At 65.2% G+C, this 26,029-nt stretch carries 25 protein-coding genes; 14 read left to right on the top strand and 11 right to left on the bottom strand.

Going from position 1 to position 26,029, the window contains the following annotated elements; all coding sequences use genetic code 11:
* Nucleotides 1-24: 24 nt before the first annotated feature.
* The 7 genes from EYF70_RS07260 to flhD form a co-directional block, all read right to left on the bottom strand.
* On the bottom strand, nt 25-390 hold the full coding sequence (locus tag EYF70_RS07260) for a response regulator (RefSeq protein WP_131144812.1): 366 nt from the start codon (nt 388-390) through the stop codon (nt 25-27).
* Nucleotides 391-473: 83 nt separating this feature from the next.
* Nucleotides 474-1,022, bottom strand: a complete 549-nt coding sequence (locus tag EYF70_RS07255) for a chemotaxis protein (protein WP_131144811.1) — start codon at nt 1,020-1,022, stop codon at nt 474-476.
* Between the two features lie 38 nt (nt 1,023-1,060).
* Complete coding sequence (gene motB / locus EYF70_RS07250) at nt 1,061-2,011, bottom strand: flagellar motor protein MotB (RefSeq protein ID WP_131144810.1); 951 nt, start codon at nt 2,009-2,011, stop codon at nt 1,061-1,063.
* A gap of 37 nt (nt 2,012-2,048) precedes the next feature.
* On the bottom strand, nt 2,049-2,909 hold the full coding sequence (gene motA / locus EYF70_RS07245) for a flagellar motor stator protein MotA (protein WP_131144809.1): 861 nt from the start codon (nt 2,907-2,909) through the stop codon (nt 2,049-2,051).
* A gap of 122 nt (nt 2,910-3,031) precedes the next feature.
* Nucleotides 3,032-3,796, bottom strand: coding sequence for an SAM-dependent methyltransferase (locus tag EYF70_RS07240; RefSeq protein ID WP_131144808.1), 765 nt, complete (start codon nt 3,794-3,796; stop codon nt 3,032-3,034).
* A gap of 55 nt (nt 3,797-3,851) precedes the next feature.
* On the bottom strand, nt 3,852-4,403 hold the full coding sequence (gene flhC, locus EYF70_RS07235) for a flagellar transcriptional regulator FlhC (RefSeq protein ID WP_131144807.1): 552 nt from the start codon (nt 4,401-4,403) through the stop codon (nt 3,852-3,854).
* Nucleotides 4,404-4,436: 33 nt separating this feature from the next.
* Nucleotides 4,437-4,754, bottom strand: a complete 318-nt coding sequence (gene flhD, locus EYF70_RS07230; protein WP_131144806.1) for a flagellar transcriptional regulator FlhD — start codon at nt 4,752-4,754, stop codon at nt 4,437-4,439.
* A gap of 742 nt (nt 4,755-5,496) precedes the next feature.
* On the opposite strand from flhD, the gene kynU reads away from it, so the two are divergent.
* The 5 genes from kynU to EYF70_RS07205 all read left to right on the top strand — a co-directional run bounded on the left by kynU (nt 5,497) and on the right by EYF70_RS07205 (nt 11,068).
* Complete coding sequence (gene kynU, locus EYF70_RS07225; protein ID WP_131144805.1) at nt 5,497-6,741, top strand: kynureninase; 1,245 nt, start codon at nt 5,497-5,499, stop codon at nt 6,739-6,741.
* Nucleotides 6,742-6,752: 11 nt separating this feature from the next.
* Nucleotides 6,753-7,592 (top strand): tryptophan 2,3-dioxygenase, encoded by an 840-nt coding sequence (gene kynA, locus EYF70_RS07220; protein WP_131144804.1) that lies wholly within the window; start codon nt 6,753-6,755, stop codon nt 7,590-7,592.
* A gap of 62 nt (nt 7,593-7,654) precedes the next feature.
* Nucleotides 7,655-8,323, top strand: a complete 669-nt coding sequence (locus EYF70_RS07215) for a ribonuclease T2 family protein (protein ID WP_131144803.1) — start codon at nt 7,655-7,657, stop codon at nt 8,321-8,323.
* 58 nt (nt 8,324-8,381) lie between these two features.
* The gene (locus EYF70_RS07210) at nt 8,382-10,616 is read left to right on the top strand and encodes an ATP-binding protein (RefSeq protein WP_131144802.1); all 2,235 of its coding nucleotides are present in this window, start codon (nt 8,382-8,384) and stop codon (nt 10,614-10,616) included.
* Entirely contained in the window at nt 10,610-11,068 is a 459-nt protein-coding gene (locus EYF70_RS07205) for a response regulator (RefSeq protein ID WP_131144801.1), read from the top strand. Before EYF70_RS07210 ends, EYF70_RS07205 begins: the two co-directional genes overlap by 7 nt.
* Nucleotides 11,069-11,084: 16 nt before the next feature.
* Here EYF70_RS07205 and EYF70_RS07200 read toward each other — a convergent pair whose 3' ends face one another.
* Nucleotides 11,085-12,683 (bottom strand): response regulator, encoded by a 1,599-nt coding sequence (locus EYF70_RS07200; protein WP_131144800.1) that lies wholly within the window; start codon nt 12,681-12,683, stop codon nt 11,085-11,087.
* A gap of 245 nt (nt 12,684-12,928) precedes the next feature.
* Here EYF70_RS07200 and EYF70_RS07195 point away from each other — a divergent pair, with 245 nt between their 5' ends.
* Nucleotides 12,929-13,537: a CHRD domain-containing protein gene (locus EYF70_RS07195; RefSeq protein ID WP_229420736.1), complete on the top strand. Its 609-nt coding sequence runs from the start codon at nt 12,929-12,931 to the stop codon at nt 13,535-13,537.
* Between the two features lie 310 nt (nt 13,538-13,847).
* Here the strand turns inward: EYF70_RS07195 and EYF70_RS07190 are convergent, their stop codons facing one another.
* Nucleotides 13,848-14,732 carry an SDR family NAD(P)-dependent oxidoreductase gene (locus EYF70_RS07190; protein WP_131144799.1) on the bottom strand — a complete coding sequence of 295 codons (885 nt, stop codon included), beginning with the start codon at nt 14,730-14,732 and terminating at the stop codon, nt 13,848-13,850.
* A 199-nt stretch (nt 14,733-14,931) separates the two neighbouring features.
* On the opposite strand from EYF70_RS07190, the gene EYF70_RS07185 reads away from it, so the two are divergent.
* From EYF70_RS07185 to EYF70_RS31010, 5 genes are all read left to right on the top strand, one after another.
* Nucleotides 14,932-15,900, top strand: a complete 969-nt coding sequence (locus EYF70_RS07185) for a GlxA family transcriptional regulator (RefSeq protein ID WP_131144798.1) — start codon at nt 14,932-14,934, stop codon at nt 15,898-15,900.
* A gap of 2 nt (nt 15,901-15,902) precedes the next feature.
* A complete protein-coding gene (locus EYF70_RS07180; protein WP_218943758.1) occupies nt 15,903-16,901 on the top strand; it encodes a LysR family transcriptional regulator in 999 nt (332 codons plus the stop codon).
* Nucleotides 16,902-16,932: 31 nt separating this feature from the next.
* Nucleotides 16,933-18,150, top strand: a complete 1,218-nt coding sequence (locus EYF70_RS07175) for an SGNH/GDSL hydrolase family protein (RefSeq protein WP_131144797.1) — start codon at nt 16,933-16,935, stop codon at nt 18,148-18,150.
* 260 nt (nt 18,151-18,410) lie between these two features.
* Nucleotides 18,411-19,046, top strand: a complete 636-nt coding sequence (locus EYF70_RS07170) for a PEP-CTERM sorting domain-containing protein (RefSeq protein ID WP_165497585.1) — start codon at nt 18,411-18,413, stop codon at nt 19,044-19,046.
* Nucleotides 19,047-19,051: 5 nt separating this feature from the next.
* Nucleotides 19,052-19,216 (top strand): hypothetical protein, encoded by a 165-nt coding sequence (locus EYF70_RS31010; RefSeq protein ID WP_165497584.1) that lies wholly within the window; start codon nt 19,052-19,054, stop codon nt 19,214-19,216.
* A 164-nt stretch (nt 19,217-19,380) separates the two neighbouring features.
* On the opposite strand, the gene htpG is transcribed toward EYF70_RS31010, so the two are convergent.
* Together htpG and EYF70_RS07160 are read right to left on the bottom strand one after the other, a co-directional pair.
* Complete coding sequence (htpG, locus tag EYF70_RS07165; protein ID WP_131144795.1) at nt 19,381-21,300, bottom strand: molecular chaperone HtpG; 1,920 nt, start codon at nt 21,298-21,300, stop codon at nt 19,381-19,383.
* Nucleotides 21,301-21,402: 102 nt separating this feature from the next.
* Nucleotides 21,403-22,929 (bottom strand): aminotransferase-like domain-containing protein, encoded by a 1,527-nt coding sequence (locus tag EYF70_RS07160; RefSeq protein ID WP_131144794.1) that lies wholly within the window; start codon nt 22,927-22,929, stop codon nt 21,403-21,405.
* Between the two features lie 238 nt (nt 22,930-23,167).
* Here EYF70_RS07160 and EYF70_RS07155 point away from each other — a divergent pair, with 238 nt between their 5' ends.
* The 3 genes from EYF70_RS07155 to EYF70_RS07145 all read left to right on the top strand — a co-directional run bounded on the left by EYF70_RS07155 (nt 23,168) and on the right by EYF70_RS07145 (nt 26,011).
* On the top strand, nt 23,168-24,091 hold the full coding sequence (locus EYF70_RS07155) for a DMT family transporter (protein ID WP_229420735.1): 924 nt from the start codon (nt 23,168-23,170) through the stop codon (nt 24,089-24,091).
* A 147-nt stretch (nt 24,092-24,238) separates the two neighbouring features.
* Nucleotides 24,239-24,700, top strand: a complete 462-nt coding sequence (locus tag EYF70_RS07150; protein WP_131148940.1) for a RidA family protein — start codon at nt 24,239-24,241, stop codon at nt 24,698-24,700.
* 117 nt (nt 24,701-24,817) lie between these two features.
* Nucleotides 24,818-26,011 (top strand): aminotransferase-like domain-containing protein, encoded by a 1,194-nt coding sequence (locus tag EYF70_RS07145; RefSeq protein WP_131144793.1) that lies wholly within the window; start codon nt 24,818-24,820, stop codon nt 26,009-26,011.
* The last annotated feature ends 18 nt before the right edge of the window (nt 26,012-26,029 follow it).

The following is a 26,029-nucleotide window of genomic DNA, read 5'->3' as shown; positions in this document are numbered from 1 at the left end:
TTGCCAGGCTTGCGGCACGCATGATCAGCCGATGACCTTCTTGACCACCTCGATCAGGCGCTGCGGATCGAACGGCTTGACCAGCCAGCCGTTGGCGCCGGCCGCGCGGCCCTTGGCCTTCATCTCGTCGGACGACTCGGTCGTCAGCATCAGGATCGGCGTCTTGGCGTAGGCGGGCAGTTCGCGCAGGCTCTTGATGAGCTGCAAGCCATCCATCTTCGGCATGTTCTGGTCGGTCAGCACCAGGTCCACGGCGCCCTGCTTGGCTTTTTCCAGGCCGTCCACGCCGTCGACGGCTTCCACCACCTGGTAGCCGGCGGCCTTCAGGCTGAACGCCACCATCTGGCGCAGGGAGCTGGAATCGTCAACCGCAAGAATCGTTTTAGCCATGTTGTTATCTCACTTATCTACTATTGCTGAATGGCGGCGCTTGGTGGCCCGCTGTGGTTTATCTGGTTGTGCCGGCGTCGTGCTCAGAACAGCTCGATGTCGCCGCTCTCGAGGTGCTTCTGGCTGACGGCCTTGCGCAGTACATTGCGCAATTCGAGGCTCTGGATCGCCAGCGCCATGCTGACCTTGCCCAGCAGCTCGACCATCTCGTCGTTGTCGCTGTCCGGATTCATCTCGGCGCCATGGGCGCCCAGCGTGGCCAGGAACTCGCGCAGGCCCGTCACGCGCTTCAGGGTGCGGTCGATCAGCTGGCTCGTCATGTCCTGGAACTGCATGCTGGTGATCGCCGCGTTGACATACGTGCCGACCTGGTCGTTCATGGCCTCGAGCTTTTCCTTGGCGTCGAGCGACGGCGTGCCGCCGTCGAGCAGCAGGCGGATCGTGCCTTGCTGGTCATTCACGGCCGAGTGGATCGCCATGAAGTTCTGCGACAGCTTCTCGATGGCTTCTTCCAGCAGCAGGTTGGTCTGCAGCAGGTCGGTCTCCACCTCCGTCAGGTGCCGCTTGCCGTGGTCCGACACACCGGACAGCAGGCGCTTCACGTGGGAGCCGAGGATTTTTTTTCTGTTCATGTAAATCTCGCGTTGACGCTTCTTGCGTGGTTTGCTTCTTATTGCCGTGCCAGCGGCACTGGCGGTGCCGCTTCCTGCGTCGCTTCCTGCGCCGCCCCGTCGCCGGTACCGATCTCCAGCTTGCCGGCATCGCGCATCAGGCCCTCTTCGGTTTTCTTGTTCATCACGATGATGCTGATGCGCCGGTTGATCGGATTGAACGGATCCTTGCGGTCCAGGTTCACGGCCGATCCCAGGCCAACCACGCGCATCACCTTATTGTCCTGCATCCCGCCCTGAACGAGCGCGCGCCGCGACGCATTGGCGCGGTCGGCCGACAGTTCCCAGTTGCTGTAGCCGTTTTCCGAGAAATACGGCGTGGCATCGGTATGGCCGGACAGGCCGATCTTGTTCGGCACGTCGTTCAGGATCGGACCGATCTCCTGCAGGATCTCGCGGGTATAGCCGGCCAGCTCGGCCTTCGCGCTGGGGAACATGGGCCGGTTCTGCTCATCCACGATCTGGATCCGCAAGCCTTCGCTGGTGAAGTCGAGCAAGAGCTGGTTCTTGAACTTCTGCAGCGCCGGCGAATTCTCGATCTTCTGCTGCAGGCGCTCCTTCAGCCCCTGCAGGCGCTGCGTTTCTTCCCGTTCCATGGCCTGTTTCGCGGCCGTCAGGTTGAAGGTCTTCTTGGTCGTCGCCGGATCGTCGCCGCCCTTCACCTGGCCATCCTTGCGCGTCAGGTCCTTGCCGCCGCCAGGGATCACGGACGAGCTGTCGCCGCTGCCCGAACCGCCCTGCATGGCCACCTTCAGCGGCGTCTTGAAGAATTCCGAAATCCCGTTCAAGTCGCCCTTGGTGGTCGAACCCAGCAGCCACATCAGCAGGAAAAACGCCATCATCGCCGTCACGAAGTCGGCATACGCGATCTTCCACGCGCCGCCGTGGTGACCGCCGCCGCCCTTCTTGATGCGCTTGACGATAATGGGCCGCAGGCCTTCATCAGCCATGGTATGTGCTCCCCGTCAGGATATTCACGCCCATCACTTATTTCGACTTGGACTTCTTGATGTGATCTTCCAGCTCGGCGAACGTGGGGCGCTCGGTCGAGTAGAGGACCTTGCGGCCGAATTCGACCGCCAGCGCCGGCGCGTAGCCGTTCAGGCTGGCAAGCAGCGTGACTTTCACGCACTGGAACATCTTGGACGACTCTTCCAGCTTCTGCTCCAGCAGGCTGGCCAGCGGGCCGACGAAACCGTAGGCCAGCAGGATACCGAGGAAGGTACCGACCAGCGCCTTGGCGATCAGCAGGCCCAGCTCGGAAGGCGGCATGCCCACCGATTCCATCGTGTGCACCACGCCCATCACCGCCGCCACGATACCGAAGGCCGGCAGGCCATCGCCCAGCTTGGCGATCACGTGCGCCGGCACGGCACCTTCGTGATGGTGGGTTTCCAGTTCGTTGTCCATCAGGTTTTCGATCTGAAACGCATCCATGTTGCCGGACACCATCAGGCGCAGGTAATCGGTCATGAATTCCACGATATGGTGGTCCTCCAGCACCGACGGGTACTTGGAGAACAGCGGGCTCTGTTCCGGCGTCTCGATGTCGCCTTCGATCGACATCAGGCCTTCCTTGCGCACCTTCGACAGGATGTCGAACAGCAGCGACATCAGGTCCATGTACAGTTCCTTCGTGTACCGCGAGCCCTTGAGCAGCGTGGGCAACGCGGCCAGCGTGGCCTTGAGGGACTTGTTGTTGTTGCCGACGAAAAGGGCACCCAGGGCAGCGCCGCCGATCATCACCAGTTCCAATGGCTGGAACAGGATTGCAAGGTGCCCGCCAGACATTGCGTAGCCGCCGAACACGCTGGCACAGACCACGAGATAACCAATAATTAATAGCAAGCCTGCAAACTCCTATGAAGTAGTGGGGCAACCGGATACCACGGCAAAACAGGGGCGCCGCAAAATAATTCCACAGGGAACTACAATAGCGTGAGAAAGCCGGCCTCGCAAGGGAAAGCCAATCAAAACGCCCAAACAAATAGTGGTGGCGCCCCCTCTGTGGTAAAGATGGTCTTGTCCGGCTTGAAACCCGGGATATTAAATTCGTAACTCACTAACAGACTGCCAACTTTCATTTCCCGGCGAGCCTTGTCAAATAAGCCCGACATTACCGCCGGTGATAAATAAGCAAACACCAGGTCATAGTCGCCGAAATGAATCTTTTCATAATCGCCGCGGATGAACCGCGCGCGGCTGCCGCTTATCCTGGCGCGCCACCTCGAATATAAATACGGCACCGGCGCCAGTTCGATGCCGGCGCATTCGGCATCCGGGCGGACCCGCGCCAGGTGCAGCGTGAATCCGCCCAGCCCGCTCCCGACATCGATCACGCGCACCCCGGGGCGCGCGGGCAGCAAGGCTTCGACAGCATGCCAGGCCGCCGGCCTGGAAGGAAAATAGGGCACCTGGGTACGGAACGTGGACCAGTACCAGCCCAGCAGTACGATGAACACGGCGAGGAACAGGATCGGCGGCAGGCGCAGTGCCAATGCCGCCAGCAGCGCGACCGGGAACAGCAGCTCGATGATGCGCCACCACGGCGCCAGACCGATCTTCCAGGTGATCAGCATGGCGATGGCGCCCTGCAGCACGGCGGCTTCCAGCAGGCTCAGGCCGTGGCCGAACGCGTCGAGCGTCACGCCCAGCGCGGCGGTGGGCAGCAGTGCGACCAGTTGCACGAGCAAGGCGCGCACGGCGGGCCATTGAAAAAGCCGGGGTGGCGTCATGCACCACCCCGGCTTTCGGTAACGGAAATCTTGCAGCGGGAACGCTGTGGGCCGGTCACGCGGCGACAGCCTCTTCTCGGGATTTGCGGGTCTTGCCGGCCCGCGACGGCATGTGGCACAGGCCGCAATGGTAGTCGCCGTTCAAGTCCATGCCGTTGACGATGAACCTGCCCTGGCATTTCTTGCAAGCTTTTAACTCCAGCATGCGGCTGCCGAAGAAGCGGACCAGGGTCCAGGCCCGCGTCAGCGACAGCAGCGGCTCTTCGCCGGGCGCCGGCGGCATTTGCTCCAGGTACAGCTGGTAGGCTTTCATCACGGCGTGGATGCCGCTGGCACCGGCGTGCCGGACCAGGAAATCGTGGATGTTGATGAACAGGGATGCGTGGATGTTCGGCTGCCAGGTCAGGAACCAGTCGGTCGAGAATGGCAGCATGCCTTTCGGCGGCGACACGCCCTTCAGCTCCTTGTACAGCTTCAGCAGGCGTTCGCGCGACAGCGACACCTCGGATTCCAGCAGCTGCAACCGTGCGCCCAGGTTGATCAGCTCGATTGCGAGCCCGATTTCCTGTGCTTCGCTGACGACGCTCTTTTTGCCCGCATTGCTCATGTTCCGCTCCCCGTATTGATCTTAGTGTACCGCTCAGGCGATTTCTTCGACGCCCTGTCCCGCCATCAGGATCGCCGCGTGCGACTGGGCCAGCGAACGGTCCTTGTTGTAGTTGGTGAGCATGCCGAGGATCGCGCTGTCGTCGAAGCGGAAGCGGGCCAGCATCATGTTGCCGCCTGCCAGCTTCAGGATCTGGGCGTTGCTCATGCCTTCGATCAGGTCGGCGATGTCAGCCGAGATGCCGAGGCGGAAGATGGCGGTGACCTTGTCCGCGCGGATCATCTGCTGGGCCAGCATCAGATAAGAGAGGTTCGCATCGCGGATCTCGGCCATCATGTCGTTCGCAGTCATTGTGTGCTCCTCAAAGCGTTTCCGTTGAGACACATTCTGCGGTAGGGCCCCGTGCACGAGAAGAGGCAGCTGTCTGTATTTGAGGTAGGGAAATGGCGATCGCACCCTGTCAGCGTTTGTCTGACAAACGCAGGGCGATCAGAGCGGCGCGCCAGAGCTGGCGCGGCTTTGCGGGTGATGGTGGCGGACAGGAAATCGTCTTTATCTCGCCGTAATGCAGATGCGCGACTGACGCTTTTTAGCGACATCTAAACCGGTAACGTCTGCCGTTCTGAAAACTTTAGGGTGATCAGCAAAAAATTTTAAGATTTTTTCCTGTCATCCAATGCAACGAACAGAGGTACTTTCCCGGGCATCTGGATGGGGTAACGGCGGGGGTGGCGGAAACTTTAGGGTTGATTTGAAAAAAATCTGGTTTTTTTACGCCGTCTTTTTGATGTCATTCATTTAAGTGACATTTATTCAACTGTCATTCATTCAACTGTCATTCATTCAACTGTCATTCATTCAACTGTCATTCATTCAACTGACATTTATTCAACTAGCGCTGATGCGACCGAGATTTCGTCGCCTGCCGTGATAACAATGCCGCTTTGCCAATTGATTATTTACCAACGCGCTCCCGGTTAACTGTCTGGTTATCAACGGCGCAAGACGATATCCGTCGCAGCCGATGATGCCTGGATGACATCCCCGCCATGCTACACTCCCGCCTTCTTCCGACAAGCGCCCCGGAGCCCTCATGCATTCCTCCCGTACCGATTGCCTCGCCCGCGATGCCGCCGACCCGCTGGCCCCATTGCGCGATGCTTTCGCGCTGCCGGCCGGCGTGATCTACCTGGACGGCAATTCGCTGGGCGCGCGCCCGAAAGCCGCGGCCGCGCGCGCCGCCGAGGTCATCGAGCGGGAATGGGGCAACGACCTGATCACGAGCTGGAACACGGCCGGGTGGTTCGACATGCCGAAGCGGCTGGGCGACAGGCTGGCGCCGCTGGTCGGCGCGCAAGCGGGCGAGGTCGTCGTCACGGACACCACGTCGATCAACCTGTTCAAGGCACTGGCCGGCGCGCTGGCGATCCAGGCGGCGGATCCGCGCCGGGTGGCGATCGTGACCGAACGCAGCAACTTCCCCACCGATATCTACATGGCCGAGGGCTTGTCCGCCTGGCTGGCACGGGGGCACACCGTGCGCCTGGTCGACAGTCCGGGCGAAATCCCGGCCGCGCTGGGCGACGACACGGCCGTGCTGCTGCTGACGCACGTGAACTACCGCACCGGCCACATGCACGACATGGCCGCGCTGACCGCCCTGGCCCACCAGCATGGCGCGCTGGCGGTATGGGACCTGGCCCACTCGGCCGGCGCGGTGCCGGTCGACCTGCATGGCGCGCAGGCCGACTTCGCGGTCGGCTGCACCTATAAATACCTGAACGGAGGCCCCGGCGCACCGGCGTTCATCTGGGTGCCCGCACGCCACCAGGGGGCATTCACGCAGCCGCTGTCCGGCTGGTGGGGCCATGCCACGCCGTTCGCGATGGCGCCCTCGTTCGCGCCCTGCGCGGGCATCGGCCGCGCCCTGTGCGGCACCCAGCCGGTGGTGTCGCTGGCGCTGGTCGAGTGCGGGCTGGACGTGTTCGCCCAAACCGACATGGCGGCGTTGCGCGCCAAGTCGCTGGCGCTGACGGACCTGTTCATCGCCCTGGTCGAGGAACACTGCGCCGGCCACCCGCTCGAACTGGTGACCCCGCGCGAGCATGCGCGGCGCGGCAGCCATGTCAGCTTCACCCATCCGCACGGCTATGCGGTGATGCAGGCGCTGATCGCGCGCGGCGTGATCGGCGACTACCGGGAACCGCACATCATGCGCTTCGGCTTCACGCCGCTGTATACGAGCTTCACGGAAGTGTGGGATGCGGTGGCCATCCTGAAACGCATCCTCGACGACGCCGCCTACGACGTCAACGCCGCTCGCGGCGCGGTAACCTGAAGGACCCCGGCATGGACCAAGACAACAAGGACGCGCAGTGGCACGGCGCGCAGATGGATTTCTCGAAGTCGATGAGCTACGGCGACTATCTCGGCCTCGAACAGATCCTCAGCGCGCAGCACCCGCTGTCGCCTAACCACAATGAACTGCTGTTCATCGTGCAGCACCAGACCAGCGAGCTGTGGATGAAGCTGATGCTGCACGAGATGCATGCGGTGCGCGAGCACATCCGCCGCGACGACCTGCCGCCCGCCTTCAAGATGCTGGCGCGCGTGGCGCGCATCATGGACCAGCTGGTGCACGCCTGGGACGTGCTGGCCACCATGACGCCGCCCGAGTACACGGCGATCCGCCCCTACCTGGGCGCCTCGTCCGGCTTCCAGTCCTACCAGTACCGCGAGATCGAGTTCATCCTGGGGAACAAGAACGCGCAATTGCTGGCCGTGCACGAACCGGTACCGGCCACCCACGCGATCCTGCACCGCGCACTGCACGAACCGTCGGTGTACGACGAGGCGATCCGCCTGCTGGCGCGGCATGGCCTGCCGGTATCGGGCGCCCGCCTGGCCGCCGACCCCACGCTGCCCACCGTGGCGGACGATTCCGTCAAGGCGGCCTGGCTGGAGGTGTACCGCGATCCGGCGCGCCATTGGGCCCTGTATGAGCTGGCCGAGAAACTGGTCGACCTGGAAACGGCATTCCGCTTCTGGCGCTTCCGGCATGTGACGACCGTCGAGCGCATCATCGGCTTCAAGACGGGCACCGGCGGCACGGCCGGCGTCAGCTACCTGCGCAAGATGCTCGACGTGGTGCTGTTCCCGGAACTGTTCGCGCTGCGCACGGAACTTTAACAATAAGCTGTGCCGGGCATCTGCCCGCACCAGAACCTGTCATGAGCTGGAGTCAACCAACAATGAAACACGCAATCCCCCGCGCCCTGCTGCTGGCCGCTGCCCTGCTGTGCGGCGGCGCGCAGGCGGCAAAGAACAAGAGCGTGGGCGAACCGGGCGAATTCGATTACTACGCGCTGGCGCTATCCTGGTCACCGTCCTATTGCGCCACCAACGGCGGGCGCGACCCGAACCAGTGCGGCAGCGGCCGCCGGCTCGGCTTCGTGCTGCACGGCCTGTGGCCGCAATACGAGAACGGGTATCCGCAGAACTGCTCGCGGGACCCGCTGCCCGACCACCTGCGCCGCAAGTACGAAGGCATCTATCCATCGCCGAAGCTGATCGGCCACGAATGGAAGAAGCACGGCACCTGCTCCGGCCTGGGTCCTGAACAGTACCTGGCGCTGTCGGCCAGGCTGAAGGATGGCGTGGTGGTGCCCCCGGCATTCCGGGCGCCGGACCAGCCGGTGCGCGTGACGACCGCCCAGTTCAAGGACGCCTTCCGGGCCGCCAACCCGCGCCTGGCCGAGAATGCGATCGTGCCCTTCTGCGGCGGCGCCGGGCGCTTTCTGCGCGAGATCCGGGTCTGCTACCGCAAGGATGGCGCCTCGCGCAGCTGCGGACAGGCTGAAATCAAACTTTCGCAGAAAAGCTGCGGACAGGAGTCGTTCCTGTTGCAGAGCGTCCGCTGACGAGAAACCGTAGCGTGACCTTGCGCAACAGTAGCCGTTTGCCGGTAAAATTCTGTCCATGACACAGGCGAGCCCACCGATAGACCTCAGCAGTTGCGAGCGCGAAGCGATCCGCACGCCGGGCAGCATCCAGCCGCACGGCTGCGTGCTGGCGCTGTCGCCGCAGGGTATCGTCGTGCAAGTGAGTGACAACATCGAGCACTGGCTCGGATTGTCCCCGGCTGCCGCGCTGGGGCGCCCACTGCATGAAGTGATCGATGCCGGGGCGGCGGCCCGGCTGGCACCGGAGTTGCCGGCGGCCAGCGAACGGCCGTCGTTCGCCAGCACCGTGCGGCTCGCCGACCGCGTTTTCGACGTACTGGTGCACCGCTACGACGAATTGCTGATGCTCGAGTTCGAGGCCGTGCAACGCGCCGGCGCAGCGGATTTTCGCCACCTGTACCCGCTGGTCGGCAATTTCCTGCTGCAATTGAACGATACCGATACGGTCGAAACGATGAGCGCCAGGGCGGCCGACGAAATTCGCGCCATCACCGGTTTCAACCGGGTGCTCGTCTACCGGTTCGACGCCGAAGGCCACGGCCACGTGCTAGCCGAAAGCAACGACGGACACCTGCCCTCCTACCTCGGCCAGCGCTTTCCCGCGTCCGACATTCCCCCGCAGGCCAGGGAACTGTATGCGGCGAACCGCATCCGGCTGATCCAGGATGCCAACTACACGCCTTCCCGGCTGCTGCCACCGGACAATCCGCTGACGGGTGCGCCGAACGACCTGTCGTTCGCGGCGCTGCGCAGCGTGTCGCCGGTGCACCTGCAGTACATGCGCAACATGGGCACGCTGGCATCGATGTCGGTATCACTGATGGTCAAGGGCCAGCTGTGGGGGCTGATTTCCTGCCACAACGCGGCGCCGTGCCATATCACGTTCGACAAGCGCACGGCCTGCGAACAGCTGGGCCAGATCCTGGCGCTGCGCGTGGAAAGCCGGGAAGTGCGCGACGAACTGCAGTTCCGCCTGGACGTGCGGCGCATCATGGTGTCGGCGCTGGGCGGCCTCACGCAGGGCGCCAACTTCATCGAGAACATGGGCAACGTGTTCCCCGAACTGCTGCATTTCGCGCGGGCCGGCGGCGCGGCCATCATCGTCGATGACCGCATCGTCAGCTACGGCGACACGCCGGATGAGGCGCAACTGCGCGAGCTGATCGCATGGCTGCAGTCGAACAGCCATGAGGACCTGTACCACACCGACCGGCTGGGGGCCGAATTCCCGCCCGCCGCCGCCTACCGGCAAAGCGCCAGCGGCTTGCTGGCCATGCCGATCTCGCGCATCCACAAGCATTACCTGCTGTGGTTCCGGCCCGAGTTCGTCTACACGATCGACTGGGCCGGCAATCCGCACCTGAAGGAAGCCCCCGCCGGTGCGCCCACCCAGCTCAGCCCCCGCAGCAGTTTCGATTCGTGGCGCGAGACGGTGCACGGCACCTCGGCGCCATGGCATCCGGGCGAGATCGAACTGGCGGTGGAATTCCGCACGGCGCTGCTGGGTATCGCGCTCGAGCGCGCCGAGCAGATGGCCGAGCTGGCCGAGGAGCTGGGCCGCGCCAACAAGGAACTGGAAGCGTTTTCCTATTCCGTGTCGCACGACCTGCGCGCGCCGCTGCGGCATATCGTCGGCTTCTCCGACCTGCTGCTGGAATCGGGCGGCTCCGGCTCGCCGGAGAAGCAGCAGCGCTTCCTCACCAACATCAAGGAATCGGCGCGCCTGGCCGGCAAGCTGGTCGACGACCTGCTGAGCTTCTCGCAGATGGGCCGCGCGTCGCTGCGGCCGGTGCAGGTCGACATGAATGAACTGGTGCAGTCCTGCATCGACAGGCTGGCCCTCGATATCGGCGGCCGCCGCGTCGAGTGGCACGTGGCCGACCTGCCGCCGATCGTGGCCGACCCCACCTTCATCCAGCTGGCCCTGTACAACCTGCTGTCCAACGCGGTGAAATTCACCAGCCGCAAGGATCCGGCCGTGATCCGCATCGACGGGCGGCGCGAAGCCGCCATGACGGTGTTTACCGTGGCCGACAACGGTATCGGCTTCAACATGGACTATGTCCACAAGCTGTTCGGCGTCTTCCAGCGCCTGCACCGGATGGAAGATTTCCAGGGCACGGGCATCGGCCTGGCGAACGTGCGCCGCATCGTGGAACGCCATGGCGGCACAGTGACCGCCGCCGCGGTCCAGGGCCAGGGCGCCACCTTTACTTTTTCCATCCCCAACTCGCTACCGACCGTATGTTAAAGCCCATCCTGCTCGTGGAAGACAATCCCCACGACCTCGAACTCACCCTGATCGCGCTGGAGAAGAGCCAGCTGGCCAACGAGGTGGTCGTCGTGCGCGACGGCGCCGAGGCGCTCGATTACCTGCATTGCCGGGGCGAGTACGCGCAGCGGCAGAAAGGCAACCCGGCGGTCGTGCTGCTGGACCTGAAGCTGCCGAAAGTGGATGGCCTGGAAGTGCTGCGCGAAATCCGCGAGACGGCCGCGCTGGGGCCCCTGCCGGTGGTCATGCTGACCTCGTCGCGCGAGGAACAGGACCTGGTGCGCAGCTATTCGCTGGGCGTGAACGCGTATGTGGTGAAGCCGGTGGAATTCAAGGAATTCGTGCGCGCGATCTCCGACCTGGGCATCTTCTGGGCCGTGCTGAACGAGCCGCCACTGGGCTCGCAGCGCTACGTGCGGCCGATCGGCTGACCCGCTTCGATGCAGGTCAGGCGGCCTTGCGCCGCCGTAGCAGATGCCGGATGCGGGCGCTCAGCACGTCCGGGTTATACGGTTTCGGCAACAGGCTGATGCTCGGGTCCATCTTGCCCTCGTGCGTCAGCACCCCTTCGGCATAGCCGGAAGTAAACAGGATCTGCGCGTCCGGGCAGCGCCGGCGCACCAGGTCGGCCAGTTCCAGGCTGCTCATCCTGCCGGGCATGATCACATCGGTAAACAGCAGGTCGACGCGCGCGCCATGCTCGACGATGCGCGCGGCCTGGTCCGCGTCCGGCGCCTGCAGCACGTGGTAGCCCAGCGCCAGCAGCAACTGGGCGGTGGCATCGCGCACCGCTTCCTCATCCTCGACCACCAGCACCGTCTCGATGCCGCCGAACAGCGGCGTGGCCGCGCCATCGAATTCTTCGGGAATGGCCTGGGTCGCACTGCGGCGCAGGAAAATGCGCACGCTGGTGCCGCTGCCAGGCGTGCTTTTCAGCAGGATCTCGCCGCCGGACTGCTTGACGAAGCCATACGCCATCGACAGCCCCAGCCCGGTGCCCTGCCCGGTCGGCTTGGTGGTGAAGAACGGTTCGAAGGCACGCTGCAGCACGTCGGGCGGCATGCCGTTGCCGGTATCGGCCACCTCGATCATCACGTACTCGCCCTGGCCGACCTCGGCGAGTTCGGGCGAACCGGCCGGCACGTTGCGGGCGCGCAGCGTCAGCGTGCCGCCATGCGGCATGGCGTCGCGCGCGTTGATCGCCAGGTTCAGGATCACATTGTGCAGCTGGCTCGGATCGACGGCCGTGCTCCAGACGCCGGGCGCGATATCGCTCTCGATGCGCGCCTGCGGGCCGAGCACGCGGCGCAGCATTTCCTCCATGTCGGCCAGCACCACGGAGGGATCGATGACGACCGCCTGCAGCGGCTGCCGCCGCGCGAACGCCAGCAGGTGCGAGGCCAGGCGCCCGCCCCGCTCCACGCCGGCCAGCGCCGCATCGACACGGCCGCGCGCGTTGTCGTTCAGGCCGCCCATCAGCTTCACCAGCTGCAGGTTGCCGCCGATAATCTGCAGCACGTTGTTGAAGTCGTGCGCCACGCCGCCCGTCAGCTGGCCGATCGCTTCCATCTTCTGCGCCTGGTGCAGCGCGGCCTGGCTGGCGCGCAATTCTTCCTGGCTGCGCGCCAGCGACGCGAAGGCGGCGTCGCGCTGGCGGCGCGCCACGCAGGCCGCGCTGTGGTAGCGCAACCGCGCCACCAGCTCGCGCGCATCCGGCCATTTCACGAGGTAATCGTTGGCGCCGGCGGCAAACGCCTGCACCTTCACCTCGGCATCATGCTCGGACGACAGCATGACGATCGGGATGTGTTCGGTACGGGAATCGGCGCGCAGATTGCGCACCACCCCGAAACCATCGGTTCCGGGCATGCGCAAGTCCACCAGCACCACGGTGGCATCGATTTCAAGCGCCAGCGCCACGGCACGCTCGGCGCAGTGCTCGTAGCACAGCGCGACGTCGGCATGCGCTTCCAGGCAATGCAGAAGGTAATCCTGCGCCAATGGTTCATCGTCGATGAGCAGGACGGAACAGGAACTGGGTTGCATAGCGCGTCGGGCGGCCCTGAAAAATGTGAACAAAAAGCAAGATTGCATTCTACTATAACGTTGTGCCTTGCTGTGCATGCGGTTTCAACCGTGCGCGGTATCGGCGGGGCGAAGGCTGTCGAGGTATTTGACAGCTCATCCGCAACGACGGGCATGGGGCTGCGCCAAGTCGCTGATTTTGCAATGACTGCGCATGCAGGCGCGCGACTTGCTTGGCCCTCTTCTCCACACAAAAGGAGACGCACATGAAGCCTGCAATGTTGCAACGGGTAACGATGGCGGCTTGCGCCACCATCGCACTGGGCCTGGCGACGACCGCCGCGAATGCCACCGTCTACACCGCCACGCTTTCCGGCGCGATCGAAGCGCCGCCCAACGAGTCCCCCGGCACCGGCTCCGTGACGGTGGATTTCGATATCGCCACGCACACGATGACCATCGACGTCACGTTCTCCGGCCTGCTGGCCCCGACGACCGCCGCGCACATCCATTGCTGCACGGCGGCGCCCGAAACGGGAACCGCCGGCGTTGCCACGGAACTGCCGACCTTCACCGGCTTCCCCACCGGCGTCACCTCCGGCACCTACTCGCACGTATTCGATACGTCGCTGGCGGCCACGTGGAACCCGAACTTCGTCACCAATTTCGGTGGCGGCACCATCGCCGGTGCCGAAGCGGCCTTCATGGCCGGGCTCGAATCCGGCACCGCCTACCTGAACCTGCATACGGAATTCGCGCCGGGCGGTGAAATCCGCGGCTTCCTGCAGCCGGTGCCGGAACCCGCCACCTTTGCCCTGCTGGCGCTGGGCGCGCCGGTGGTGTTGCTGGCTGCGCGGCGCCGCCGCGGCAAGTAACAGGGCGAGGACGACGGCCAGAAACACGGCAAGGCAGCGGCCGACACCAGTCGGCCAGCACCAGTCGGCCAGCACCAGTCGGACAGCACCAGTTAGCCAGCAACCAGTTGGCCATTACCGCTCGGCGAATAGCAAACGGTGCCGGTGACACGAGCACTGGCCCCGTTTGTGCCGCGCAACCGGCTCGCGGAAGCCGTGCTGCGTGGCGTGCTCACCGAAGATCATTGGCCGCCAGTCGATAGACGATGCCCGTTCGTGGATGTTCGGTATCCGATATTCGGTGCCCGATGGCCGCGATGGGATGGGCTTTTCAGGCGGCAGCCGGGGCCAGGTAGCGCGGCGCCGGCGTGGCGTGGCCGAAGCGTTGCGACAGCGCCTGGCGGGCCGCTTCGTAGCCGGTCCAGTCCCCGGCATCCTGCAGCGGCGGGATCGTGACGATCTCGCCCGCGTCGAGTCCGGCCAGCGCGGCATCGACCATGTCTTCGGCGCGCATCACCATCCCGCTCGGCAGGCTGGCATGCGCCAGGCCCGCGGTATCCCAGAAATCGGTGGCCGTGGCGCCGGGCAGCACGGCCTGGACCCGAATGCCCTTCGCCGCCAGTTCGTGGTGCAGCGATTGCGTCAGGGCCAGCACGTAGGCCTTGCTGGCGCCGTACACGCCATTCAGGATCTCCACGCCGATGGCCACGATCGAGGCGATGTTGATGATCGTGCCGCCGCCCCGTCCCACGAAGGCCGGCGCCGCGGCGTAAGTCAGGCGGGTCGGCGCGGTGACGTTAATGTCGATCATCTGTTCCATCCGGTTCGCGTCCGATTCGAGCAGGGGTGTCACGCCGCCGAAACCGGCATTGTTGACCAGCACCGTGATCGATGGATCGGTGCGCAGGATGGCCTCGACGCGGGCCAGGTCGTCGCGCTTGCCCAGGTCGGCCTGCACGACCGTCACGCCGCGGCCATGGGCCCGCCGCACGCGGTCCGCCACCTCGCGCAGGCGTTCCCCGTTCCGGGCCACCAGGATCAGGTCGTGGCCGCGGGCGGCCAGCCGGTCGGCATAGATGGCGCCGATGCCGGACGATGCGCCCGTGACCACGGCGGTGCCCCGGCCGGCTTGCGCGTCCGGGACATTCTTGGCATTCGTGGCATTCGTGGCATTCGTGGCATTCGTGATGTTCGCGGTGTGGGTATTGTTCGTCATGCTGTTCTCCATGGATATCGGTGTCGGTGGGTTGGTGCGTCATGCGCCTGCAGTGAATCCATTATGTCCCCGCAACTCCATGGCCGATACGACGGAAAACCCTCGTTTCCGGACATTCCGGCCGATCTTCTCCAACTGCTGCACGAGGCCGCGGGCACGGCTACAATCGCCATGTCACCTTCCCTCCTTTCAGGACATCATGGCCGCCCGCATCGCCCTCGTCGTGTTCCCCGGTTTCCAGATCCTCGACTTCGCCGCCCTCACCGTGTTCGAGATCGCCAACAAGATCAGCGGCGCTGCGCGCTATGCGGTCGAGACGGTCTCGCACGGCGGCGGCATCGTCGCCAGTTCGGCCGGCGTGCCGGTCGATACGAAGCCGCTCGGGCGGCGCGCCTGCGACACGCTGCTGATCGCCGGCCACACGGTGGTGGCACCGGCGGAGCCGGAACTGCTCGACGCACTGCGCCGCGCCAGCCCGCGCGCCCGCCGCACCGCCTGCCTGTGCACGGGCGCTTTCGTCGCTGCCGAGGCGGGACTGCTGGCCGGCCGCCGCGTCACCACGCACTGGGCACTGGGCCGCCAGCTGAAAAAGCTGTATCCCGATATCGAACTCGATGACGACAAGATCTTCGTGAACGATGGCCCGATCTGGACGTCGGCCGGCATGAGCGCCTGCATCGACCTGGCGCTCGAGCTGGTCGAGGCGGACCTGGGCAGCGACGTCTCGAAAGCGGTGGCGCGCATGATGGTGGTGTATCACCGCCGCACGGGCGGCCAGTCGCAGTTCTCGTCGATGGCGCAGATGGATGGCGGCTCGGACCGTATCCGCAGTGCGCTGCTGTTTGCCAGGGAAAACCTGCAGGAGGCGCTGTCGGTCGAGCGGCTGGCCGAACACGTGCACTGGAGCCCGCGCCATTTCTCGCGCGCGTTCCGCGAACAGACCGGCCACTCGCCCGCCAAGGCCATCGAGAAGCTGCGCCTGGAAGCAGCGCGCTCGCTGCTGGAGGACGGCGGTGCGGCCATCGGCAGGATCGCCTGGCAGACCGGCTTCGGCGACGAGGAGCGGATGCGGCGCGCGTTCGTGCGCACCTATGGCAAATCGCCGCAGGCGCTGCAGCGGGAAGCGCGGCAGCGCATCGGCTACGATGTGCCGGAAACGGTGCGCTAAGCGTGGACAGGCAAGCGATCCCCAGGCCGTCGCCGAATCTCAACCTGCTGCGCTCCCTGGACGTCCTGCTCGATACCCGCAACCTGACGGCGGCGGCCGGCATCCTCGGACTGACGCAATCCACGCTGAGCCGCCAGCTGGCCCAGTTGCGCAGCCAGTTCGGCGATCCGCTGCTGGTGCGCGAAGGCCAGCGCTTCCTGCTCACGGAACGCGCCCGTATGCTGCGTGCGCCGCTGAAAGCCTTGCTGGAATCGCTCGAGGCGGTACTGAGCGAACCGGTATTCGACCCGGCCGCGTGCACGCGCCGCTTTGCGATCGCCGGCTCGGATTACCTGGCCGACCACGTGCTGCCCACGCTGGTCGAGGCGATCGGCCGCGAAGCGCCGCGTGCGGAAGTCGTGTTTCGCATGTGGGAACCGGGCTACTACCGGCTGCTCAGCGACGAGGACATCGACCTGGTCGCCACCATCGCCGACACCCTGCCGGACAACCTGCATGGCCGGGCAATGGGCAAGGACCGTCCCGTGTGCGCCATGCGTGCGGCACATCCATTGGCCCGGCAAGAGCTTGGCCTGACCGACTACCTGCAGTGGCCTCACCTGCGTGTCACCGGTGGCAGCGACAAGGACAGTTTCGTGGACCAGTACCTGGCGGCACGCGGGCTGCGGCGGCACGTGCGGGTCGCGGTGCCGTTCTTCTCGTCCGCACTGCGGATCGCCGGCAACGACGACCTGCTGTGGACCCTGCCCGAACACATGGCGATCACGCTGTCCCGGCAGACGCCGCTGGCCTGGAAGCCGCTGCCTTTCGACGTGCCGGACTACCAGTACTGGCTCCTGTGGCACTCCCGCAGCCACCACGATCCGGTGCACCAATGGTTCCGCCGCCACGTGTTCGGCGTGCTGCACGGTTTCGACCACGGCGTCACGCATTACGGCATGCAGGATGCGCATGGCAACCATGCGCAACGCGCCATTGATGGGCCGGAGGCCGCCCCGTAGACTGGCGCCATCTCCACAAAGGTTGCCGCCGATGACACGCCAATTTCTACATAGTGCCGCCGCACTGTCGCTTGCCGCGATGCTCGCCACCGCGGCGGCCGGGGCGGAGCCGCCCACCCGCTGGGTCGCCACCTGGGGTGCCGCGCCCGATGCGGCCGGCCCCGCGCTGGCGCCGCAGACGCTGCGCCAGGTCGTGCGCACGAGCCTTGGCGGAACGGCCGTACGGATTGCGCTTTCAAACGAGTATGGGACCGGGCCGCTGGCGATCGGTTCGGCGCACGTCGCCGTGCGCGGCAAAGGCGCCGGCCTCGTGCCGGGAAGTGGCCGCGCGGTGACGTTCGACGGCTCGCCCACGGTGACGCTGGAAAAAGGCGGCAGCATCGTCAGCGATGCGGTCGACCTGAGGGTCGCGCCGCTGCAGGAGCTGGCGATCAGCCTGTACCTGCCCGCCGGCAGCGCCGCCTCGACGATCCACGGCGCGGCACTGCAGACCGCCTACATCGCACCGGGCATCGATGCCGCCGCGGCGGAAACGTTCCCCGCCGGGCCGACCGACGACAGCCGCCATTTCATTACCGGTGTCGATGTCGCGGCGCCAGGCGGGGCCGGCACCGTCGTCATCGTCGGCGACTCGATCGCCGACGGCATCGGCTCCACGGAAGATGGCAATGCCCGCTGGCCGGACATCCTGGCGCAGCGCCTGAGTGGCGCCGCCGCGCCGGTGGCCGTCGTGAATGCCGGCATTGCGGGCAACCGCATCGTCCGCCATGCCGCCAGGCCCTTCGCCGGCCCCGCGACCATGGCGCGGCTGGAGCGCGACGCGCTGGACAAGCCGGGCGTGAAGTGGATCGTGCTGGCACAGGGCATCAACGACATCACTGCCGGCGACATGCTGGCGGACCCCGCCGAAAAAGTCGCGGCGCAGCAGATCATCGATGCGATGCAATCGCTCGTGCGGCGCGCCCATGCGCGCAACGTGAGGGTCTGCGGGGCCACGCTGATGCCGCTGGAAGGCGTGCGGCGTCCGTTCGTGCATTCGCTCGCCGGGGAAGCCGTGCGCCAGCAGGTGAATGCCTGGATCCGGGAGACCGCCCCGTTCGACGCCACCGTCGACCTGGACCGCGTCATGCGCGATCCCTCCCATCCCGGCCGCCTGCAGGCCCGCTTCGACAGCGGCGACCACCTGCACCCGAACGACGCCGGCTATGTCGCCATCGCCGAGGCCGTGCAGGCCGCATGCCTGAAGTGAAGCGCATCGACTGCGCGTTCCATGGTCCGCACGATCGAACGGACGTCAAAAGGCGCTGTGCGCGGTGATTGGGGGAACTTCCCGCCGAACCACGGTCTCGCATCCGATGGCATTGCGGATGGTCCATGCCTTCCAGGGCAGCCCAGGTGGCAGCGTTGTCTCGTTACTATTGGAGAGATTCGGCGGCTTGCGTAGCGATACAATCGATCCGCCCCACGATCTTCCATGAGCTTGCCATTCCAACCTTCGAAAGGACCACAATGCGATCGCTTCCTGCCGTCTGTTCACTACTAATTGCCATCGCCGCGACGCCGGCAAGCGCATACGAGGTTACCGTAGAGTACAAGGTCAAGGTCAACAAACTGCTCGTGTACGGTACTGGCTACGTTCAACACAGCGATTTGCTCGGCTTCGATCTCTCTGTCGGCGATGTCGTCACGGGATACTTTATTTACGACACGACAACGCCGCTCATCAGGGACGGGCACGATATGTGGATGCTGTATGAAAATTTCCAGCAATCGGTGGTGTTCGAGAATGCGCCGGGACCGATTGATCTCAGCTACCACGCCGGGCTCAGGGCGTGGGAACTCGACGTACTCGACATCAACACACATGGCTCCAGCGGCCCGGATGGCCAGGCTACCCTGGCGACCAGTTTCGTCGACGAAGGGCCATACAGGCCACTCAACTTCTACCTGCCGGCGGAGAACCAGTGGTCGAACTTTTCGCCCAGCCTGTCGTCCTTCAACTATTATCATCAGGGAGAGCTCGAAGTTGTTGGGAACATGACATCCTTCCGCGTCGTTCCAGTGCCGGAGCCAGGCACCTACATGATGCTGGCCGTGGGTGGCATGGTGCTGCTCGCCGCTCGCCGCAAGCGCCGTCCATCCTGAAAGCCTTGGCGCACTGCAAGCCCGGCCAGCGCGGCGTAGGCTATGCCGTTAGCGCACATCAGCCGGTCGACAAGGCGAACCAGGCAGCGCATGCCTGCGACGAGATTCCCGACGCGGCATTCGTCGTCATTACCTCGCACGACGACGAGGAACTGTCGGAAGTATCCTGATCGTGCACATCGCCGCCGAGCCGCGCGAACAGGCATTGCGCGACGCTTTCGCGCAAGCCTGAAGCGGACGCCGATATGGCAGGGGCCGTGCCCGCTGGCGCGGACACGGCCCCTGCAACGACCGGACAACCGGCGAACCGGCCGGAACGGCTACATCGGCGGAATTACTTCAGCAGCATCTCGTTCATCCGGCGCACGAACGCCGCCGGATCTTCCAGCGTGCCGCCTTCGGCCAGCAGGGCCTGGTCGAACAGCAGGTGCGACCAGTCGGCGAATTTGCCGCTTTCCTCGCCGCCGTCCACTTTTTCGTATTTCAGGCGCGTGACCAGCGGGTGGTTCGGGTTGATCTCGAGGATCGGCTTGCTTTCCGGCGCGTTCTGGCCGGCTGCCTTCAGCATGCGCAGCAGGTTGCCGGACAGTTCGTGCTCGTCGGCCACCAGGCACGCCGGCGAATCGGTCAGGCGGAACGTCACGCGCACGTCCTTGGCCTTGTCGCCCAGCGCACCCTTCATCTTCTCGACCAGGTCCTTGTACTGCGCCTCGGTTTCCTCGTGTTCCTTCTTCTCGGCCTCGTCTTCCAGCTTGCCCAGGTCCAGGCCGCCCTTGGCCACCGAGACCAGTTCCTTGCCGTCGAATTCGGTCAGGAACGACAGCATCCATTCATCGACGCGGTCGGTCATCAGCAGCACTTCCACGCCCTTCTTGCGGAAGATTTCCAGGTGCGGGCTGTTCTTCGCGGCCGTGAAGCTTTCGCCGGTGACGTAATAGATCTTTTCCTGGCCTTCCTTCATGCGGCCCACGTAGTCGGCCAGCGCCACGGTCTGTTCGGCGGAATCGTTGTGCGTGGAGGCGAAGCGCAGCAGCTTGGCGAGACGGTCCTTGTTGGCGTGGTCTTCGCCCACGCCTTCCTTCAGCACCTGGCCGAACTCGGTCCAGAAGGCGGTGTACTTGTCCTTCTTTTCCTGCTCGTCGGCGTTGGCCAGTTCTTCCAGCATGCCGATCACCCGCTTGGTGGAACCCTCGCGGATCGCCTTCACGTCGCGCGACTCCTGCAGGATTTCACGCGATACGTTCAGCGGCAGGTCGGCCGAGTCGATCACGCCCTTCACGAAGCGCAGGTAGGTCGGCATCAGTTGTTCCGCGTCGTCCATGATGAACACGCGCTTGACGTACAGCTTGATGCCGCCGCGCTTGTTGCGGTCCCACAGGTCGAACGGCGCCTTGGCCGGAATGTACAGCAGCTGCGTGTATTCGCTGCGGCCTTCCACGCGGTTGTGCGTGTAGGTGAGCGGCGCGCCGAAGTCGTGCGACACGTGCTTGTAGAATTCCTCGTACTGCTCGGGCGTGATGTCGCTCTTCGAGCGGGCCCACAGCGCGCTGGCCTGGTTGATGGTCTCGAGTTCCTCCTTCGTGACCATTTCCTTCTTCTCTTCGTCCCACTCTTCCTTGGCCATCTGGATCGGCAGGGAGATGTGGTCCGAATACTTGGTGATGATCGACTTCAGCTTCCAGGCCGACAGCAGTTCATCCTCGCCTTCGCGCAGGTGCAGGATGATGTCGGTGCCGCGGCTGGTCTTCTCGATGGCTTCCACGCTGTAGTCGCCCTCGCCGGTCGATTCCCAGCGCACCGCTTCACTTGCTTCCAGCCCTGCACGGCGGGTTTCCACGGTGATCCTGTCGGCCACGATGAAGCCGGAGTAGAAGCCCACGCCGAACTGGCCGATCAGCGCCGCATCCTTTTGCTGGTCGCCGGACAGCTTGCCGAAGAATTCCTTGGTCCCCGACTTGGCGATCGTGCCCAGGTGGCTGATCACTTCGTCGCGGCTCATGCCGATGCCGTTGTCGGAGATCGTGACCGTGCGGGCCGCCTTGTCGAACGCCACCCTGATCTTCAGCTCGTGGTCGTTGCCGTACAGGGCATCGTTGTTGATGGCTTCGAAGCGCAGCTTGTCGGCCGCGTCGGACGCGTTGGAAATCAGCTCGCGCAGGAAGATTTCCTTGTTCGAGTACAGCGAATGGATCATCAGCTGCAGCAGCTGCTTCACTTCCGCCTGGAAGCCCAAGGTTTCTTTATTATCAGACATCGTTACCTCTTTAGTCTTGTTAGCCGGAAATTTTTCGGTTTCAGCGATATGGGATTGATGATTCTATCTTTCAAGAGCTTTTTGACAAAGCCCCCGCTTCCCTCACGCGGCTCCCTGGAGTCCTTCTCCCGCAGTTCCCGCAGTTCCTTTTCCCCGCAGTTCCTTCTCCAGAAAGCGCCACACGGCCGGGTCCTGCATGGCGGCCACGTTCAGCCGCATGAACCGGGACGGCAACTGGCTGGGCGAGAACATGCTGCCGGGCGCCAGCAGGATGCCTTGCGCCATCGCCCGCTCGGCCAGCACATTGGTGTCGCAGCCGGCATCGGCCCACACGAACATGCCGGCCGGCGGCGCCATGTCGATGCGCAGGCCCACGCGCTCCATCTGGCGCACGGTGCGCGCCCGCAGGCCGTCGAGCCGGGTGCGCATGCGTTCGGCGTGCTTGCGGTACACGCCCTCGGACAGGATCTTGTACACGATGCGCTCGCCGATGTCGCTGGTGGTCAGCGTCTGCAGCATCTTGCGGTCGGCAAGCCGCCGCGCCAGCTCGGGCGACGTGGCGATGAAGCCCACGCGCAGGTTCGCCGCCATCGTCTTGGAAAAGCCGGACAGGTAGATCACCCGCTGCAACTGGTCCAGCGCGGCCAGCCGGGTCGCCGGCTGCACCGCGCTGCCGGGGTGCAGGTCGCAATAGATGTCGTCCTCGACGATCGTGATGTCGTGCTCGGCGGCGATCCGCAGGATCTGGTACGCCTTGGCGCCGGACAGCGACGTCGAACTGGGGTTGTGCAGCACCGAGTTGATCACATACAGCTTCGGCTTGTGCAGCGCCGCCAGCTCGGCCAGCCGGGCGATGTCCGGCCCGTCGGCCAGCCGCGGCACGCCGACCACGCGCGCGCCCAGCGCCGCGAAGGAGCCGAACATCAGGAACCAGGCCGGGTCGTCGACCAGGATGGTGTCGCCCGGCCGGGTGAACTCGCGCGCCACCATGTCCAGCGCCTGGGTCACCCCGGCCGTGGTGACGATCTGTTCGGGCGCCGCGCCGATCTCCAGCTCGGCCAGCTTGCGCTGCAGCTGCTGGCGCAACGGCAGGAAGCCCTGCGGCACGCCATAGTTCAGCAGCTGGCTGGCGTTCTGGCGCCCGATCGCGCGCAGCGCGTTGGCCACGCTTTCCGCATCGAGCCATTCGCTGGGCAGCACCCCGGTTCCCGGCATCTGCTGGTGCGGCATCTGGCGGAACATGTTGCGCACCAGCCAGACCACGTCTAGCGACTGGCCGGCCGCCTCGGCATCGGCCGCCGCCGTGCTGGCCGCCGAGGCCACGCTGCGCAGCGGCGTGCGTTCGCGGATGAAGAAGCCGGCGCCGCGGCGCGACTCCAGGTAGCCGCGGGCGACCAGCTTGTCGTAGGCCGCCACCACGGTGAACGGCGACACGCCATGGCTTTCCGCGAAGCGCCGGATCGACGGCATGCGGCTGCCGCTGCGCAGCATGCGCTCGTCGATGCGCGCCGCCACGGTCCGCACGATCTGGTCGGTCAGCGATTCGCCCGCCGCGCGGCTGAGGGTGCCAACGGCGGGCGCTAGCGGGGTGGAAAGCGGAGTGGACGGCGGATGCGATGGTTCGGTCATGGCGTATCGGTCACAGGCATATCGGGTGCATTGGTCACGGGCATATCGATCACGCGTGTATTGGTGATCCAGCCACTACAGTAATTCAAATCATGCGGATCGGTGTATTGGCACTGTACTGGCCAATTCTTCTACGATACACCTGAATCCACGAGAAAGCCAAGACCATGAACCTGCTGCCCGTCCCGCCCCTCCCAGCAGTCCGCGCTGTCATGCCATTGGTGGCTGGAGCGCGGCCATGAGCGCCTCGTCCGCTGTCGCACAGGCAGCCACGGTCACGCGCCGGTCCGACGAAACGGCCGGCATGCTGCTCGGGCTGGCCGGCGTGGCGATCTTCAGCCTCACGCTGCCGTTCACCCGCCTGGCCGTGGCCGAGCTGAGCCCGATGCTCGTGACGATGGGCCGCGCCGTGGTGGCCGCGCTGCTGGCGGGCCTGTGGCTGTGGTGGCAGCGCGCGCCGCTGCCCGGCCGTGGCGCGCTGCCGGGACTGCTCGTGGTGGCGGCCGGCTGCGTGATCGGTTTTCCGCTGCTGACATCGTTCGCGATGCGTTCGCTGCCGGCGTCGCACGGCGCCGTGCTGGTCGGCATCCTGCCCCTGGCCACCGCCCTGTTTTCCGCCCTGCGCGGCCACGAGCGGCCGTCGGCCGGGTTCTGGTGCGCGGCGCTGGCCGGGTCCGGCCTCGTCGTCGGCTTCGCGCTGAGCCAGAGCGGCGGCGCCCTGCACGTGGCCGATGTGCTGATGCTGGGTGCCGTGCTGGCGGCCGGCATGGGCTACGCGGAAGGCGGGCGGCTGTCGCAGGCGCTGGGCGGGCAGCAGGTGATCAGCTGGGCACTGCTGCTGTCGCTGCCGATCGCCCTGCCCCTCGCCGGCTGGGACCTGTGGCAGCACGGCGGCGCGATGGCCGGCGTCGGCGCCGCGGCTTGGGGCGGCTTTGCCTATACCTGCGTGTTCTCGATGTTCGTCGGTTTCATCTTCTGGTACCGCGGCATGGCCCGGGGCGGCGTGGCCCGCGTCGGCCAGGTGCAGCTGCTGCAGCCGTTCCTCACGCTGCTGGGCGCCGCCATCGTGCTGGGCGAGCCGCTGCAGGCGGCGCACCTGCTGTTCGCGCTGGCCGTGATCGGCACCGTGGCGCTGGGCCGCAGGATGGCCGTGAGACGGTGAGCACTGATCATCGCAGGTGAAGCACCGTGCCGGGAACCGGGCGATGAACGCCTGGCCGGCGCCCGGCGGCAAGTCGTACAATACCGGGAATAAGCTCATTACAATGCGTTATTACAACTCATTCATTACAACCCATCTGGAGACATGATGTCCGTCTACGAAAAACTGAAGTCGCTCGATATCGCCCTGAAAGCACCGGCCACGCCGGCCGCCGCCTACGTCATGCACGTGCAGACCGGGAACACCGTGTTCCTGTCCGGCCACATCGCCAAGAAGCCGGATGGCGCCGTATGGGTGGGCCAGCTGGGCAAGAATATCGACACGGCGGAAGGCAAGCAGGCTGCCCGCGCGGTGGCGATCGACCTGCTGGGCACGCTGCAGGAAGCCTGCGGCGGCGACCTGAACCGCGTGAAGCGCATCGTCAAGGTGATGAGCCTGGTGAACTCCACGCCGGACTTCACCGAGCAGCACCTGGTCACCAACGGCGCTTCCGAACTGCTGGGCGAAGTGTTCGGCGACGCCGGCAAGCATGCCCGCTCCGCGTTCGGCGTGGCGCAGATCCCGCTGGGTGCCTGCGTGGAAATCGAGCTGATCGCCGAGCTCGCATAAACAAGTAGCCGAATCGAATCAAGGGCGTGGCCTACCCGGCCGCGCCTCCATGGGCCGCCACAAGCGTGCCGTTCCAATGGTGGGCGCCGCCCGCCGCCCTTTCCCCGAGAGAGTCGTATGAAAATCGAAAATCCCAACCCGATCCAGTGGCGCTTTTCCGAGCGCGCTCAGCAGCTGCAGAGTTCCTTCATCCGCGAAATCCTGAAGATCACGCAGCAGCCGGAAATCATTTCGTTCGCCGGCGGCCTGCCGTCGCCGGCCACGTTCCCTGTGGAAGAAATGAAGGCGGCGTTCGACAAGGTGCTGTCCACCACGGGCAAGACCGCCCTGCAGTACGGCCCGACGGATGGCTACATGCCGCTGCGCCAGTGGATCGCCGATTCGCTCTCGAAGGATGGCGCGAAGATCGTGCCGGAACAGGTATTGATGGTGTCGGGCTCGCAGCAGGCGCTCGACCTGCTGGGCAAGGTGCTGATCGACGAAGGCAGCCGCGTGCTGGTCGAAACGCCGAGCTACCTGGGCGCGCTGCAGGCGTTTTCCGTGTACCGCCCCGAATTCACCTCGGTGGCCACCGATGACGACGGGCTGGTGCCGGCGTCGATCGAGCCGGTGGCGCAAGGCGCCCGCCTGCTGTACTCGCTGCCGAATTTCCAGAACCCGACGGGCCGCACGCTGTCGATCGCGCGCCGCCAGGAACTGGTGGAAACATGCGCCCGCCTCGGCCTGCCGCTGATCGAGGACGATCCCTACGGCGCGCTGTCGTACAAGGGCGAACCGCTGCCGAAGATGGTGGCGATGAACCCGGACGGCGTGATCTACATGGGTTCCTTCTCGAAGGTGCTGACGCCCGGCATCCGCCTGGGCTACGTGGTGGCGCCGCTGCCGCTGGTGCGCCGCCTCGAACTGGCCAAGCAGGCCGCCGACCTGCACACCGCGCAGCTGACGCAGATGGTGGTGCACGAAGTGATCAAGGATGGCTTCCTGGACCGCCACATCCCGACCATCCGCGAACTGTACGGCAACCAGTGCCAGGCCATGCTCGACGCGATGGCCGAGCACTTCCCGGCCGGCGCCACGTGGACCAAGCCTCAGGGCGGCATGTTCATCTGGGTCACGCTGCCGAAGCACATCAATGCGATGGAACTGCTCGATGAAGCCATCAAGCACAAGGTCGCCTTCGTGCCGGGCGCGCCGTTCTACGCCAACGAACCGGAAGCGCACACGCTGCGGCTGTCGTTCGTGACGGTGCCGCCGGAGCGGATTCGCCAGGGCATCGCGATCCTGGGCAAGCTGATTGCGGCGCGGATGTAAGCACCGTACGGTGGCAAT

This window comes from Pseudoduganella albidiflava, assembly GCF_004322755.1.
GTDB classification, from domain to species: domain Bacteria; phylum Pseudomonadota; class Gammaproteobacteria; order Burkholderiales; family Burkholderiaceae_D; genus Rugamonas; species Rugamonas albidiflava.
This window is presented reverse-complemented; position numbering and strand designations above follow the sequence as displayed.